The sequence below is a fragment of the Vineibacter terrae genome (assembly GCF_008039615.1).
GTDB lineage: Bacteria > Pseudomonadota > Alphaproteobacteria > Reyranellales > Reyranellaceae > Vineibacter > Vineibacter terrae.
This window is the reverse complement of record NZ_VDUZ01000068.1, coordinates 1-15,044: the sequence shown is the minus strand read 5'-3', so window position 1 is coordinate 15,044 and position 15,044 is coordinate 1. Positions and strand designations below refer to the sequence as shown.

General features: G+C 67.4%; 14 protein-coding genes. 5 read left to right on the top strand and 9 right to left on the bottom strand.

Annotation, left to right across the window (positions count from 1 at the left end):
* Positions 1-135: 135 nt before the first annotated feature.
* Positions 136-918: a hypothetical protein gene (locus FHP25_RS36755; protein ID WP_147851979.1), complete on the bottom strand. Its 783-nt coding sequence runs from the start codon at positions 916-918 to the stop codon at positions 136-138.
* Between the two features lie 148 nt (positions 919-1,066).
* Here FHP25_RS36755 and FHP25_RS36750 point away from each other — a divergent pair, with 148 nt between their 5' ends.
* The gene (locus FHP25_RS36750; RefSeq protein ID WP_147851978.1) at positions 1,067-2,131 is read left to right on the top strand and encodes a tellurite resistance/C4-dicarboxylate transporter family protein; all 1,065 of its coding nucleotides are present in this window, start codon (positions 1,067-1,069) and stop codon (positions 2,129-2,131) included.
* Here FHP25_RS36750 and FHP25_RS36745 read toward each other — a convergent pair.
* From FHP25_RS36745 to FHP25_RS36710, 8 genes are all read right to left on the bottom strand, one after another.
* A complete protein-coding gene (locus tag FHP25_RS36745; protein ID WP_147851977.1) occupies positions 2,097-2,813 on the bottom strand; it encodes an aspartate/glutamate racemase family protein in 717 nt (238 codons plus the stop codon). The two genes, FHP25_RS36750 and FHP25_RS36745, sit on opposite strands and share 35 nt — an antisense overlap.
* Before the next feature lie 24 nt (positions 2,814-2,837).
* The gene (gene hydA, locus FHP25_RS36740) at positions 2,838-4,259 is read right to left on the bottom strand and encodes a dihydropyrimidinase (protein ID WP_147851976.1); all 1,422 of its coding nucleotides are present in this window, start codon (positions 4,257-4,259) and stop codon (positions 2,838-2,840) included.
* 13 nt (positions 4,260-4,272) lie between these two features.
* Positions 4,273-5,184 carry a polysaccharide deacetylase family protein gene (locus tag FHP25_RS36735; protein ID WP_147851975.1) on the bottom strand — a complete coding sequence of 304 codons (912 nt, stop codon included), beginning with the start codon at positions 5,182-5,184 and terminating at the stop codon, positions 4,273-4,275.
* A 6-nt stretch (positions 5,185-5,190) separates the two neighbouring features.
* A complete protein-coding gene (locus FHP25_RS36730; RefSeq protein ID WP_147851974.1) occupies positions 5,191-6,000 on the bottom strand; it encodes an ABC transporter permease in 810 nt (269 codons plus the stop codon).
* A complete protein-coding gene (locus tag FHP25_RS36725; RefSeq protein WP_218578882.1) occupies positions 5,990-6,844 on the bottom strand; it encodes an ABC transporter permease in 855 nt (284 codons plus the stop codon). The genes FHP25_RS36730 and FHP25_RS36725 overlap by 11 nt, the downstream gene beginning before the upstream one ends.
* A gap of 143 nt (positions 6,845-6,987) precedes the next feature.
* A complete protein-coding gene (locus tag FHP25_RS36720; RefSeq protein WP_218578880.1) occupies positions 6,988-7,983 on the bottom strand; it encodes an extracellular solute-binding protein in 996 nt (331 codons plus the stop codon).
* A 71-nt stretch (positions 7,984-8,054) separates the two neighbouring features.
* On the bottom strand, positions 8,055-9,164 hold the full coding sequence (locus FHP25_RS36715; RefSeq protein ID WP_218578878.1) for an ABC transporter ATP-binding protein: 1,110 nt from the start codon (positions 9,162-9,164) through the stop codon (positions 8,055-8,057).
* Positions 9,161-10,690 carry an amidohydrolase family protein gene (locus FHP25_RS36710; RefSeq protein WP_147851971.1) on the bottom strand — a complete coding sequence of 510 codons (1,530 nt, stop codon included), beginning with the start codon at positions 10,688-10,690 and terminating at the stop codon, positions 9,161-9,163. The genes FHP25_RS36715 and FHP25_RS36710 overlap by 4 nt, the downstream gene beginning before the upstream one ends.
* A gap of 261 nt (positions 10,691-10,951) precedes the next feature.
* On the opposite strand from FHP25_RS36710, the gene FHP25_RS36705 reads away from it, so the two are divergent.
* The 4 genes from FHP25_RS36705 to FHP25_RS36690 all read left to right on the top strand — a co-directional run bounded on the left by FHP25_RS36705 (position 10,952) and on the right by FHP25_RS36690 (position 14,939).
* Entirely contained in the window at positions 10,952-11,644 is a 693-nt protein-coding gene (locus tag FHP25_RS36705) for a GntR family transcriptional regulator (protein WP_218578876.1), read from the top strand.
* A gap of 18 nt (positions 11,645-11,662) precedes the next feature.
* Positions 11,663-13,015: an amidase gene (locus FHP25_RS36700; protein ID WP_147851969.1), complete on the top strand. Its 1,353-nt coding sequence runs from the start codon at positions 11,663-11,665 to the stop codon at positions 13,013-13,015.
* The gene (locus FHP25_RS36695; protein ID WP_178134067.1) at positions 13,012-13,725 is read left to right on the top strand and encodes a maleate cis-trans isomerase family protein; all 714 of its coding nucleotides are present in this window, start codon (positions 13,012-13,014) and stop codon (positions 13,723-13,725) included. The genes FHP25_RS36700 and FHP25_RS36695 overlap by 4 nt, the downstream gene beginning before the upstream one ends.
* Positions 13,726-14,246: 521 nt before the next feature.
* Positions 14,247-14,939 (top strand): PIN domain-containing protein, encoded by a 693-nt coding sequence (locus tag FHP25_RS36690; RefSeq protein WP_178134066.1) that lies wholly within the window; start codon positions 14,247-14,249, stop codon positions 14,937-14,939.
* Positions 14,940-15,044 lie beyond the last annotated feature (105 nt).

Sequence of the window (15,044 nt, the reverse complement as noted above, 5' to 3'; positions counted from 1 at the left end):
GAGATCACGGAGGCGCACAGAGGAAGAAGAGACGGCGCGCCGAAGGCGCGCTTCTACCTTCTCTGTGTCCCTCCGTGTCCTCTGTGCCTCGGTGGTGAATTCTTTCAGCAGGGAGCAGGCCCCGCCGGATTTGCGTCATGTCCCGGTGCCGGGCGCCGTGGCCGGTCGCAGGCTGGTGCTGCGGTCGCGGTCGCCCTGCGCCATGGCGCGCAGGATCGCGGTCAGCTCGGCGTGCGGCTTCGTGCCGGCGGTGCCCAGGGCCTCGATCGGGTGGGCGTCGATCAGGCGCGACAGGCGCACCAGCAGCCGGATGCGCGCCCGCCGCGTCGATTTCAGCGTCGAGGAGCGGCGCGTGAAGAAGATCTTGAACAGCTCGCCGTCGCCCAGCAGCGTGTTGAGCTCGACCGCGGTCACGTAGATCAGGAACAGCACGAAGATCCACAGCTGCGTCGCGCTGAAGCGATACCAGCTGAAGCTGCCCAGGGCGTCGTCGATGAAGCCGCCGCCGCCGACCGCGCCACCCTCAGCCACGTAGTGGACGAAGGCCTCCAGCAAGCGCGCCGCCAAGACCAGCATCGTGTAGACGATCGTCTTGAACAGGATGGGGCGGATCAGCGGCGCATCGTCATAGCGCCGCAGGAACGGCATCTTGTCGGCGACCAGCACCACCTTGCCCACGATCAGCGCGCCGGTCGTGGCCACCAGGAAGCCGCTGACCTGGATCAGGTAGTCGGCCAGCATCAGCCGCTTGGTGAACAGGACGAGATTGAAGCCGACGAAGAAGAAGATCGTCGGCGGCAGCACCTCGCGGAACTCGTGCGCCAGCGTGGCGCCGATCCTGGCCCAGCGGCTGCGTCCGGCTGCTTCGGTGGCGTGCGCCATGGCCATGTTCTCCGGGATGCGGGCGGTTTTCGGCATCGATCATCGCCCACCGGCGGCGCCTGTCCAGTGCCGTCGTGCCTCTTGCGCACGGCATCCCGCGGTGCGGGATGACAGTCCCGGCTTTAAGGCACAAACTCGTGCCCGCATGCGACAGCCCGGCCCAGCCCCTTCAGGACATAGGTTCATGAGACTCCGTTTCGCGCGCGGACGACGCGACGATCTGCAAACCCTGCACCCGGCCTATTTCGCCCTCGTCATGGCCACCGGCATCGTGTCGATCGCCGCCCGCCTGCATGGCATGGCGCTGGTGCCGACCGCGCTGTTCTGGCTCAACGCCGTCTTCCTTGCCGGGCTCGTGTCGGCGACGGGCGTGCGCATCCTGCGCTTTCCCGACGCGGTCGCTGCCGACATCCGCAGCCACAGCCGCGGCGTCGGCTTCTTCACCATGGTGGCGGCCATCGCCGTGTTCGGCACGCAATGCCTGCTGCTGGGCGCCACCGGCGCGGCCTTCGTGTTCTGGGTCGCGGCCATGGCGCTGTGGGTCGTGATCACCTACGGGGTGCTCGCCGCGCTCATGGTCAAGCCGGACAAGCCCGCCCTTGCCGAAGGCCTGAATGGCGGCTGGCTGGTCATCGTCGTGGCGGCCCAGTCGGTCGCCATCCTGACCGTGCTGGTGTCGTCCGCCGCCGCCATCGCGGCCGAGCAGCGGGCGCTGCTGATGTTCGTCGCCCTGGTGCTGTGGCTGGGCGGCGCGGCGCTGTATCTCGGGATCATGACGCTGATCCTCTTGCGCTACATGTTCGCGAGCATGGCGCCGGAGGATCTGACGCCGCCGTACTGGATCAACATGGGCGCGGTGGCGATCTCAACGCTGGCCGGCGCGACGCTGGCGGAGCATGCCGGCGTCTCGCCGGTGATCAGCGAGATCGTGCTGTTCGTGAAGGAGGGGGCGCTGTTCTTCTGGGCCATCGCCACGCTGTGGATCCCCATGCTGCTGGTCCTGGGCGTCTGGCGCTACCTGATCCGCGGCGTGCCGTTCTCGTACGATCCCCTCTACTGGGGCGGCGTCTTTCCCCTGGGCATGTATTGCGTGGCGACCTATCACCTGACCCGGATCCTGGACGTGCCGTTCCTGGTGCCGCTGTCGCAGGTGTTCCTGGTCCTGGCGCTCGTCGCCTGGGCCGCGGCTTTTGTCGGGCTGCTCGACAGCCGCCTCAACCGCCTGCCCCGGGTGCAGGCCTCCGACTGATTTCCATCGCCAGCAACAGCGCGGTGGCAAGGCCCGCTTCGAGGCAGTCGATGATCTTCACGCCGGGCGGTCGCCGGATGCGCGCGGCAAGGCCTGCCAGGCCGGCGCCGCCGACGACAACGACATCGACCTTGTCGAGCGCGATGCAGGCCAGGACCGCTCGCTCCAGCGCCGGCAGGGCGGCGGCGGGGTCGGCCGCGACCGCCGTGCCGGTGGATTCGAACGTGCGGACCGCGGCGAGCGCCGCCTTGGCCCCTGCCGGCAAGGCCTGGCCGACCATCGGCGGCAGCAGGTCCTGCCATTGCGCGCCGGCCGTGACGATGGCGAACGGCCGGCCCTCGGCCTCGACCGCGGCCAGGGACGCCGACAGCAGGCTGCAGACCGGCCTGCCCGAAAGCGTCCGTATCGGATGGCCGATATCGGCGAAGCAGGCCATGAGGACGGCATCGAAGCGCCGTCCCTGCCGCATCCGTTCGGTGACGGCCGCGACGGCGGCCGCTTCCCCGGCCCGCAGCGTCTTGATGTCCCCAAGATAGTCCGGGCCGCCGGCGCACGTGATCACGTCGAATTCGGCGCGGCCGTCCAGCCGGGGCGCGGCGAACGCGGCGATGCGTCCGCTCACCGCCTGCGAGCTGTTGGGATTGACGAGCAGCAGCGCCGGCCTGGTGCCGTCACGGGTCATCGTCGATCGGCCGCGGCGGCCGGCTCAGGCGGCGGCCCTGGGCCTGGCGAGCGCCGGCTTGTCGCAGTGCAGGAACTGCCCTCTGCCCTCGGCCGCGACGAAGCTTCCCGCGTCGACCAGGATGTCGCCGCGCGACAGCACTGTCTGCGGCCAGCCCGTGACCTCCAGGCCCTCATAGGGCGTGTAGTCGACATTGTGGTGCAGCAGGGCATTGGTGATCGTGACCTTGCGGTCGGGATCGAAGACGACGATGTCGGCATCGGCGCCGATGGCGAGCGTGCCCTTGCGCGGATAGAGGCCGTACATCTTCGCTGGATTGGTCGCGGCCAGCTCGACGAACCGCGACAGGCTGATGCGGCCCTTGCCGACGCCCTCGGAGAACAGGATCGGCAGGCGCGTCTCCACGCCCGGGATGCCGTTGGGCACCCAGTTGAACGGTGCCTTCTCGCCGCGCACCATCTTGCCCTTGGGATCGGCGTAGCGGAACGCGGCATGATCGGAGGACACGATGTGGAAGACGCCGCCGGCCAGCCCGTCCCAGATCGCGGCCTGGTTGGCCTTGTCCCGCGGCGGCGGGCTGCAGATGCATTTCGCGCCCTCGAAGCCGTGGCCATGCAGGTCGGCTTCCGTCAGCACCATGTATTGCGGGCAGGTTTCGGCAAAGATCTTCAGGCCTCTTCCCTGGGCCCAGTGGATCTGCTCGACCGCCTCGCGCCCGGAGACATGCACGATCAGGATCGGCACGTCGGCGAGCTCGGCCATCGTGATGGCCCGGTGCGTGGCCTCCCGCTCGACCGCCATCGGACGCGACGCGGCGTGATAGTGGGGCTCGGCATGGCCGCTAGCGAGCAGCCTGTCGGTCAGCCAGCCGATGAAATCCGAATTCTCGGCATGGATCATGGCCATCGCGCCGTCGCGGCGGGCGACGGTCAGCAGATCCAGGACCTGACGATCGTTCAGCTTCATGTCGTCGTAGGTCATGTAGATCTTGAACGACGTGTAGCCGTCGCGGATCAGCGCCGGCAGGTCCTGGCCGACCAGCTGCTCGGTCGGGTCGCTGATGATCAGGTGGAAGGCGTAGTCGATGAACGACCGCCCGCGCGCCCGGTTGTGGTAGTCCTCGACGGCGGCGCGCAGCGACTGTCCGCGGAACTGGCAGGCGAACGGGATGATGGTCGTGGTGCCGCCGCAGGCGGCCGAACGCGAGCCGGTGTAGAAATCGTCGGCCATGACCGAGCCGTCGCTGGTGGGCTGGTCGAAATGGCAGTGCCCGTCGACGCCGCCGGGCAGGACCAGCCGGCCGCTCGCGTCGATCTCACGCCGGCCGGCCGCAAGATGGCTGCCGATCGCAGCGATCTTGCCGTCGACGATGCCCAGGTCCGCGGCGAAGACGTCGGCGGCGGTGGCCAGGGTTCCGTGGCGGATGACGAGGTCGAACTGCGGCATGGCCTTTTCCCAATCACGTGTCCATCGGATGCATCTTGCGGAAATGCGCGGCGATTTCGGTTCGCCGCGCGACCCAGATGCTGTCGCCCATGGCCGCCAGCTTGCGCAGGATCGCCTGCACGGCGGCAAACCGCGCCGGCCGGCCGCAGATGCGAAGATGGAAGCCGACGGACAGCATGGACGACCGCCCCGCCGCCGCCTCCTCCGCGAGGACGTCCAGCGCCGCCCCGACATAGCGCGAGAACTGGTCCGGTTCCACAAAGCCGTTGGGGTGGAAGAACTTCATGTCGTTGGTGTCGAACCCGTAGGGCAGCACGAGCATGCGCTGTCCCGTGTCCAGGACATCCCAGTACGGCAGGTCGTCGTTCAGGGCGTTCGAATCGTAGGCGAAGCCGAGCTCGGCCAGCAGGGACCGGGTCCAGGCGCTCTGGCCGCCGCGCGACATGAAACCGACCGGCTTCACCTGCGTCGCGGCCGCGATGGTGTCGCGCGTGCGGATGATGTCCGCCTTCTCGGTCTGCGGGTCCGTGTATCTTGAATGCGCCACCCAGCGCCAGCCATGGACGGCCGGCTCGTGCCCCGCGTCGGTCACGGCGCGTGCGAGGTCGGGAACCCGCTCGACGGTGCGCCCGCACATCATGAAGGTGGCGCCGAACCGCCGCGCCTCCAGGGCGTCCAGGAAGCGCCACAGCCCGGCCCGCATGCCGTAGTCGAAGACCTGCTCCTGCACCAGGTCGCGGATGCCGGGTGGCTGGACGGAGATGACCTCGCCGAAGGGTTCGTTCTCCGCATCGCCGTCCTCGATCGAGCGTTCGCCGCCTTCCTCGAAATTCACGGCCAGCGAGACCGCGACCCTGGCGCCGTTGGGCCATATGATCGTCGGCCGGTTGCGGCCATAGCCGCGGAGGTCACGCCTTATCGTCATGGCGGATCAGCTTCTCGCGGCCTGGCGGGCGAAGCCGCCAAAGCGCTCGGCGGCGATCAGCCCCAGCAGGGTCGCGATCACCACCACGCCCGACACGGCCGCGACGCGGACATCGAGGCTGCCTTCGAGGATCGCCCACAGCTTGATGGGCAGCACCTCGGTGCGGGCATCGGCCAGGAACAGCGATACCGGCACGTTGTCGAAGGAGGACAGGAAGGCCACGAAGCCGCTGGCGATGATGCCGCGGCGGATCAGCGGCAAGGTCACGCGCCTGAACGTGTACCAGCGGCTTGCGCCCAGGCTGAGCGAGCAGGTGATCAGCACCGGGTTCAATTGCTGCAGCGAGGCGCCGACCATCCTGATCACGTAGGGAATGCAGATGATGATGTGGCCCAGCACCAGCGTCGCCGTCGACAGGCGGATCGCCAGCATGTTGAAGACCAGCAGCAGCGACAGGCCGAACGCCATCGCCGGCAGCACCATCGGGGACATGAAGAGCGCATCGAGGATGCGCGCCAGCCGCGACCGGCTGCGGGCGATGCCGAGCGCCGCCGCCGTCCCCAGGATGCCGGATCCGATCGTCGCCATGACCGCGACCTTCAGGCTGGTGAGCGCCGGCTGGATGATCTCGTCGGACACCAGCAGCTCCGCATACCAGCGCATCGACCAGCTGGGCGGCGGGAACTTCAGGGTGATGCCGCCGGTGAAGGAGATGATCACGACCACGGCGGTCGGCGCTAGCAGCAGCAGCATGGTGAAGCCGGCAAGGGTGCCGATCGTCGCGGCATAGAGCCGGTCCTGGGGGCTACGCTGCATCGACGCCTCGCATGTAGCGGCGGGACACGGCGCCGACTGCGGCGACGATGCCGATGACCGCGACCGTGAAGATGAGCGACAGCGCTGCCGAGAACGGCCATTCCTGCACGCCCATCGCCTGCTGGTAGATGTAGAGCGGCATCAGGATGATGCGCCCGCCGCCCACCAGCGTCTGGGTGATGAAGGCGGTGACCGCAGCGGCGAACACCAGCAGCCAGCCGGCGATCGCGCCCGGCAGCGTCAGCGGCAGGATCACCGTGAAGAGGATCCGGAACCGGCTGGCGCCGAGGCCTTCCGCGGCCCGCGTCAGGTTGCCGTCGATCCGCATCAGGCTGTTGATGATGGGCAGCGCCATGAGCGGCAGCTGGATCTGGGCCAGCGCCAGCACCATGCCGCCCCAGGTGTAGAGCAGCCGGGCCGGCTGGTCCCAGAGGCCGAACGCCAGCATGGCCGAGTTGACGATGCCTTCCCGCCCCAGGATGACGATCCAGGCGAACGTGCGCACCACCGAGCTGGTCAGCAGGGGCAGCAGGATCAGGAAGGTGATGATGGTGCGGCCCAGCGGCGGCGCCGCGACATAGGCGAGCCCCAGAGGGTAGGCCAGGACCAGCGCGATCAGGGCGACTTCCACCCCCAGCAGCAGCGTGTCGAACAGGACCTTGAGGTTGTAGCCGTCGCCCACGAACCGGGCGTACTGGTCGAAGCCCATCTCGGTGAATTGCGGCGTGCGGAACAGGCTGAGGAAGATGAGGACCAGCAGGGGCACCACGAACGAGAACAGGAACAGGACCGCCAGCGGCATCGCCGGCAGCATTCCCGTCATCGCTTCCGATCGCATCCGCATGTGCACGCCCGCCTATTCAGAACGAGTAGACACATCCGTCATCCCGAGCGCAGCGAGGGATCTCCCGCGCATGACGCACCGTGCGTCTTTCGCAGGAGATCCCTCGCTGCGCTCGGGATGACAGGAATATTCCCGCCAGGCGCTCAGATCTTCACGTCCTTGTTGAACCGGGTGATCCATTCGCCGCGCATCTTCTGGAACTTCGTCCAGTCGAGCAGCACGCTGTGCGACACCAGGTCATCGACGCTCTTGGCGACCGTGAGGTTGGCGCCGGTCAGCGTCACGTTCTTGTTGGTCGGCATCATCACCCAGGGTGACGCCTCGAGCCCCTTCTGGACCTCAAGCGACATCGCGGTATCGAGGTAGTCGAGGACCAGCTTCGGGTCCTGGTTGTTCTTGACGATCTGGGCGCTGGTCCGCACCGCCACGGCGCCGGACTTGGGCTTGGCGAAGGCGATATCGACCCCCTTGGCCGCCAGCAGCGCGACATTGTTGAAGTAGTTGAAGGCGATATCGATCTCGCCCTGCTGGAACAGCGCCGCCAGGGCGCCGGGCGACGCCGCCAGAGCCCCGACATTCGGCAGCAGCTTCTTGATCGCGTCGAATGCCGGCTCGATGCTCGTCTCCGATCCGCCGTGCATCTTCGCGATCTCGACCATGAACGCCGTGCCGAGGCTGGAGCCCATCCCGGTCAGGCCGACGCGGCCCTTGTACTCGGGCTTCCACAGGTCTTCCCAGGATGTCGGCGGCGTCTTGACCCGCTTCGGGTTGTAGGCGATGCCGATCAGCTGGACCGTGATGACCGGCGCATAGCCCTGCGGATGGCGAAAGGCCTCCGGGATGCTGGCGAAGTTCTTCGACTTCTCGACCGGGAATTTCTCCAGGACGTCCGCCTCGATGGCCGGGATCAGCGGCCCTTCGTCGAACAGGACGACGTCGAAGGGCGGGGCGCTGCGCGAGGCCTGGATCTTGCCGATCTGGTCGACATTCAACAGCGGCGAGAAGGTGACCTTGCCGCCGCCGCTGTTCCGGGTCAGTGCCGGCCCGACGACGGCCTTGAAGGCCTCGTCGAAGCTGCCGGGATAGGTGGTGGCCACGATCGAGCCGGCGGCGTGCGCGAGCCGGGGAAGGCCGCCCATGGCCGCGGCCGCCGTTGCAGCAGAGCCAGCAGCCAGTATCGATCGACGTGAAAGCCGCATGGTGCTTCTCCTTATGGTCCGTGCAACGTTGAGGCGGGATCACCCGCCGGTGCCGCGAAGATCCCGATGCCGGTGGGATCGACGACGCTCAGCGCCAGCGCCGTGCCGGAAGCGATGGGCTTGGATGCCGGGGAGCGGGTCTTGTGGATCTTGACGGTCTCGCCGTTGGGCGTGACCGCCTCGATGACGTCCGCCGCGCCCAGCGGCATGGTGATGCGGACCTTGACGGGAATGGTCGGTCCGGCGCTGGTGCCCGAGATGGCGATGTTCTCGGGCCGGATGGAGACCAGCACCGCGCTGCCCACCGGCTGCGGGGCAGGTTCCGCGAGATCGATTTCGATGCCGGCCTCGAGCTTCACGCGCCGGGGCGCGACCAGGGCCGCCTGCAGGAAGTTCGCGTGGCCGATGAACTGGTTCACGAACAGGGTGGCCGGCCGGTCGTACAGGATGTCGGGCGTGCCGACCTGCTCGATCCGGCCGCGGTTCATCACGACGATCCGGTCGGCCATCGACAGGGCCTCTTCCTGGTCGTGCGTGACGATGATCGACGTGACGCCGTAGCCTTTCAGGAGGCCCTTGATCTCGATCTGCATGTCGAGCCGGAGATTCTTGTCCAATGCCGAGAACGGCTCGTCGAGCAGCACGATGCCCGGCTCGATCGCCAGCGCCCGGGCCAGCGCCACGCGCTGCTGCTGGCCGCCGGAGAGCTGGCTCGGCAGCCGGTCGGCGAGATGCCCCATCTTCACCAGCGCCAGCATCTCGGCCACCTTCGCCTTGATCGCCGCGCCCGGCATCTTGCGGGCCCTCAGGCCGTAGGCGACGTTCTCGAAGACGCTGAGATGCGGGAACAGCGCATAGTTCTGGAAGACCATGCCGACGCGGCGGCGATTGGCGGGAATATGGTCGACGCGGCCGCCATCGAGCAGGACCTCGCCCTCGGTCGGCTGCAGGAAGCCGGCGATGATCTGCAGCAGGGTGGTCTTGCCGCAGCCGGACGGACCCAGCAGGGCCACCATCTCGCCCGGGTCGATGCGCAGGCTCACCCCGTCGAGCGCCTGCGTCGGCCCGAACCAATGGTTGACGCCGCTCAGCGCCAGGTCGTTGCCGCGCTTGTCGGTCACTGCCAGACCTCCTCCGCCGAGGGCAGATCGATCACGCCGCGTGTCGTGTCGGCAGCGATCTTGTGGCGCAGCGACTGTCGATAGAGCCTGTCCAGGCCTTCCAGGACCGGGCCGGCAGCTTCTTCGGATGCCTGGATGCGATCGAGCAGCCGGGCGTGGGCCCGCTGGAAATCTGCGACCAGCCTGCTTTCGTCGATCCTGGTGAGCCGGCCCGCCTGCATGACGGGCTCGCCGTCGACGATGACGGTGTCGATGCCGCCGCCGCTCTCGGCATGCACCAGCTGGCGCACCGGGGCGTTGAGCGGCACCAGCCCGATGCTGGTCTGGCGGTAGAGCACGATGTCGGCCCGCTGCCCCGGCGCCAGCCTGCCCAGCTCATGGGCGCGGCCCAGCGCGCGGGCGCCGCCGACCGTGGCGGCTTCCCACAATTCGGCGGCGGTGGGCCAGCGTCGATGGTCGGTGCTGCGGATGCGGCCGATGCCGGTGCCGAACTTCAGGGCCAGCAGCATCGAGCAGTTGAAGGTGACGCCGCAGCCGTCGGAGCCCATGCTGACATTGATGCCGGCATCGCGCAGCGCGCGGAAGTCGGCGGCGCCCGATCCGATCGCCGCATTGCTCCAGGGATTGTACTGCACGCTGGCGCCTCTATCGGCGATCAGGGCGCGGTCGCGCGGCGTGAGCCATACGCCATGCACCAGCGCCGTCCGCTCCTTCAGGAAGCCGACCGCGGCAAGGTGCTCGACCATGCTGCGGCCCCAGAAGATCTCGGCCGTCACGGCCTGCAGCCGCGTCTCGAGCACATGGATGATGACCGGCAGGTCCAGCTCGTCGGCCAGCCGGCGGCAGTCGCGCAGGAAGTCGTCGGTGCAGCGCTGCGGTGCCGACGGCGCGACCAGCACGCCCACGCGCGCGCTCGAGGGATGATGCTCCTTCGCCAGGTCGCGCACCAGGCCCAGCAGCGCATCGCCGCGCGGGCGCGGCAGGGACCTGAGCCAGGCCAGCGTCTCGGGCGGGAAGCTCTCCTCGACGAAGGGCCAGCTGTCGACCACGGCCTTGTCGATCATGGAGAAGCCGACATAGGTGCGGATGCCGGCGTCCTTGTAGGCCTGCAAGGCGGCATCGACATGGCTGCGGTCGAACGTCTGTCCCAGGCTGAGATCGTCGATGATCGTCGTCGCCCCGGTCCGCAGCGATTCCACCGCGGCCATCATGGTGCGCAGGTAGATGTCGTCGGCCGTCAGCGGCAGCGGCACCGCCGGCCGCAGATGCGCCATCATCAATTCCATCGGCAGGTTCTCGACCCGGCCCTTGATGAAATGGTCCCACGAATGGAGATGGCCGTTGATGAGGCCGGGCGCTGCAAGCAGGCCGCTGACATTCAGTCGGCGATCGGCATCCGCGATCGTTCCGGCCGGTGCGATCGCCGAGATCATCTGACCGTCGATCAGGATGTCGACAGGGTCCGGCGCGAAGGCCGTCTGGCCGTCGCGCATGATCAAGGCGCCGTTCAGCAGCAGCTTTGCCATGCCCCTCCCCGTAGTCCCTCTTTGCAAGGCAACCCGCGTGCCAAGCCGCGGGTCGGACTAAACGCCTTGAATCTCAGTTGTTTTATCTTGTGTAAAATTTTGGCGCCAATCAAGGCCAATATTGTGGACTAAAAACTGCTCAAATGGTCACTAACTAGGCAGTCAGATATCTTCCAATTTCGAGGCCGATTGGTTAAATAAGAAAAAATGAAAGCCCCCCGAAAAGACCGCGATGGCGAGGTCGGCCCGGAGCCGCGCACGATGGACGACGATCCGGTCGTTCAGGGGATTCTCAAGGCCATCACGCAGAAACGGCTGAAGCCCGGCACCAAGCTGGGCGAGGATGCGCTGGCCCAGGTCTTCTCAACCACGCGTATCCACATCAGGCAGGTGCTGGGCCACCTGGTGTCGCGCCACATCGTGACGCACTACCCCAATCGTGGCGCCTTCATCTATCGGCCGTCGGTCCAGGAGGCGCGCGACATCTTTGCCGCGCGGCGCATGCTCGAGACCGCCACCCTGTCGGCGGTGATCGACAACCTGGACGACGACGCGCGCGGCAGGTTGCGCCGGCACATCGCGCGCGAGACCGGCCATGACCGCAACGACCGCTGGGCGTCGCTGACATTGACCGCGGATTTCCACGTCCTCATCGCCGAGCTCGCCGGCAACGGCGTCCTGCTCGATTTCGCCAAGGAGCTGATGCTGCGCACGTCGCTGGCGATCGCGACCTTCGAGGTGCCCGGCTCGCCCGACTGCTCGCCGGATGCGCACCCCGGAATCGCCGACCTGATTCTTGCCGGCGACAAGGCGGGCGCGCTGGCGGCCATGAACAGGCACCTCGACGAGATCGAGCTGCGGCTTCAGCTCGGCAGCTCGGCGCCCGACCCGGACGACATCGTCGCCATCTTCCAGGATATCGGCGTCGTTCCCGTCAATCGCAGCGCCGGCTGAGCCGGTGGAGGCACGCTGATGCGAAACGCGCAACGCCCGGCATCGGCCCAGGAGGCCGTCGCGACGGCGCAGCTTCGGTGCCGGACCCAGGACCACCAGCTTCACAGCTTCATCTCGCTCTCGCCGACGGCGCTGGACGAGGCCAAGGCGCTCGACGCCGAGGGCGCGCGCGGGCGGCCGCTGTTCGGCCTGGCGCTGGGCGTCAAGGACCTTCTCGACACGGCGGGGCTTCGAACGACCTGCGGCTCGGCCGCGTTCCGCGATCATGTCCCGGAGAAGGACGACGTTCTGGTCGCGCGCGCGAAAGCGGCCGGCGCGGTCATCATCGGCAAGACCAACACGCCCGAGTTCGGCTTCGGCGCGCTGTGCGCGAATGCCATCTGTCCTTCGACCGCCAATCCCTACGACCTCTCGCTCAGCTCCGGCGGCTCGAGCGGCGGCTCGGCGGCGGCGGTCGCGGCCGGCCTCGTGCCGGCGGCGATCGGGACGGATTTCGGCGGCTCCGTGCGCACCCCGGCGGCCTTCTGCGGCGTCGTGGGCTTGCGGCCGACCGCGGGCCTGCTGCCCAGCCCCACGCGCGCCATCGCCTGGGACAGCCTGCCGACCGCCGGCCTGCTGACCCGCGACGCCGCCGCTGCCGGCCGGCTTCTCGACGCGCTCGCCGGGCCCGATGCCCGCGATCCGATGTCATGGCGCGCCGCTTCGTCCGCTCCGGCGGCGCTGACGCGGATCGCCGTGTCGCGCGATCTCGGTGTCGCGCCTGTTGCGCGCGATGTCCGCATGCGCTTCGACGAGGCCGCCGCGGCGCTGAGCGCCGGCAGCTGCGGCCTTGTCGAGGATCATCCGGATTGCGCCGGCGCCATGGCCGCTTTCGCGACGCTGCGCGCCGGGCATATCCACCACAACCTCAGCCCGCTCGCCCGCAAGCATGGCGATAAGCTGGCGGCCACCGTGCGCTGGAACATCGCCCGCGGCGAGGGCCTGGCCGCATCGGCCTTTCTCGCCGCCGAGGCGGAGCGATCGGCATTGTTCCGCCGCTTCGTCGCCTTCTTCGAGCGTCACGACGTCCTTGTCACGCCGGCCGCCGCCGTGATGCCGTTCGGCGTCAACTCCGGCGAGGTGACGGAGATCGATGGCCGGCCGCTCGAGAGCCTGATCGACTACCTGGCGATCACCGCCATCATAACCCTGACCGGCTGCCCGGCGCTGTCGCTGCCCTACTGGCCGCAAGGCGATCGGCTGCCGATCGGCATCCAGCTGATCGCCGCGCCGGGGCGCGACCATGATCTTCTGGCCTTTGCATCGGCGCTCGAACGGCGGCAGGGATTCGGCTTCCGGCCGCCGGCGGCGTTCCGGGAGAACTTCCCATGATCCGGATCGGGATGCTGACGCCGTCGTCCAACACCGCGCTGGAGCCGGCGACCTACGGCATGCTGGCGCACCTGGCCGATGTGCGCGCGCATTTCGCGCGCTTCCCGGTGACCGAGATCGCCTTGTCGCCTAAAGCGCTGGGCCAGTTCGACACCGCCCCGATCCTGCAGGCGGCCGAGCTGCTCTCCCACGCCAAGGTCGACGCCATCGCCTGGAACGGCACGTCCGCCAGCTGGCTGGGCTTCGACCGCGACCGGCAGCTCGTCGACCTGATCGAGGCCACGACCCGCATCAGCGCCACGACGGCGATCCTGGCGATCAACACGCTGCTCGCGCGGCTGGGCGCGACGCGCATCGGACTGGTGACGCCGTACCGCAGCGATGTCCAGGCGCGCATCGTCGACAACTACACCCGGGCCGGCTTCGCCTGCGTCGGCGAACGCCACGCCGGCCTGCAGGACAATTTCTCCTTCTGCGCCGTCCCCCTCGCCGACATCGAGGCGATGACCCTCGCCGTGGCGGCCGAGAAGCCGGACGCCATCGCCGTCGTCTGCACCAACATGGACGCAACGACGCTGGCCCCACGCCTGGAAGCCCGCCTGGACATCCCCGTCATCGACTCGATCGCCGCGACCTTGTGGGGCGCCCTGGACCGTCTGCACCAGCCGAAGGACGGCCTCAGCGAATTCGGCCGCATCTTCGCGCTGTGAGCTGATCGACTACCTTCCCCCGCTTGCGGGGGAAGGTGGCGCGAAGCGCCGGATGGGGGACGTTTCAACGCAAGCGGCGCATCCCATCGAGCACCCGGCCGAGCGGACAGACGCTGGGGGCGCGCCACTCCGTGGCGCGTCATGCGCCTCCCCAGCGAACACGCACGACGGAAGCAGCCGCCCACCGACCCTCCCGTCATCCCGAGCGCCAGCGAGGGATCTCCCGCGAACGGCGCACCGTGCGTCCTGATGACGCCAATTGCTCTGCCGCCGGCATGGACGAACTCCGCATCAAAATAGCCTTCATGGTGAGCCTGTCGAACCATGAAGGCGTCGCACGGACAGCGGTTCCCACGCGACCATCCGATAACGTGTGCTGATGCGGGCTCAGGTCGAGATACGAATAGAGTCAAAGAATCCTCCCTGATACCACTACGGGACGTAACGATTATTGCGTGTCTTGGTCATTTTGTTAGCCATACATGGCCTGCTGGATTTGGCGATACAAAAGGAATGACTCCATGCTCCGCATCCTCGTCGATACCTGTGTCTGGCTAGACCTTGCGAAGGATTACAGGCAGCAAACGCTCATCCAAGCCGCGTTGGAGTTGGTAAAGAGTCATCAGATTGCGTTTATCGTGCCGGACGTGGTCAAGGATGAGTTTGCACGAAACAAGGCGCGCGTTGCCGAGGACGCGCAGCGTAGCTTGCAGGCGCACTTCAAACTTGTCCGTGAGGCTGTCGGCCGTTTCGCCGAAGATGACTACAAGGCGGAGACCCTGAAGTCACTCAACGAGGTCGACCAGCGGATTTCGATGAAGGGCGAAGCGGTCAACGACTCCATCGAATGGATCGAGGAGTTGCTGGCCACCGGAATCAAGAAGTCGACCACCAAGGCGATCAAGCAGAGGGTCACCGAGCGCGCACTCACCGGAACGGCACCATACCATCGTTCGAAGAACAGCGCTGGCGATGCGGTCTTGATTGAGACCTATTCTGAGATCGTAGACGCGAAATCGAAGCGGAGCCGGTTCGCCTTTGTGACTCATAACACTCGCGACTTCAGCCATCCTGCGGACGACCAGCGCACCCCCCATCCCGATCTTCAGCCATTGTTCGACGGTACCCGCTCAGTGTACTGGATCTCGCTCGTAGACCTGCTGAAAGCAGAGTTCGCGGGAGATCTCGACAACCTAGCAGCCTGTCGGACTTGAGCCGAGAGCTGGAATGAGATTCATTATCGAGGGTTGATATTGGCTCGAGCCAGCGTGGTTGTGATGAGTAATTTCCGCCAAGTTGATCGTCAGACCGATTTTTTG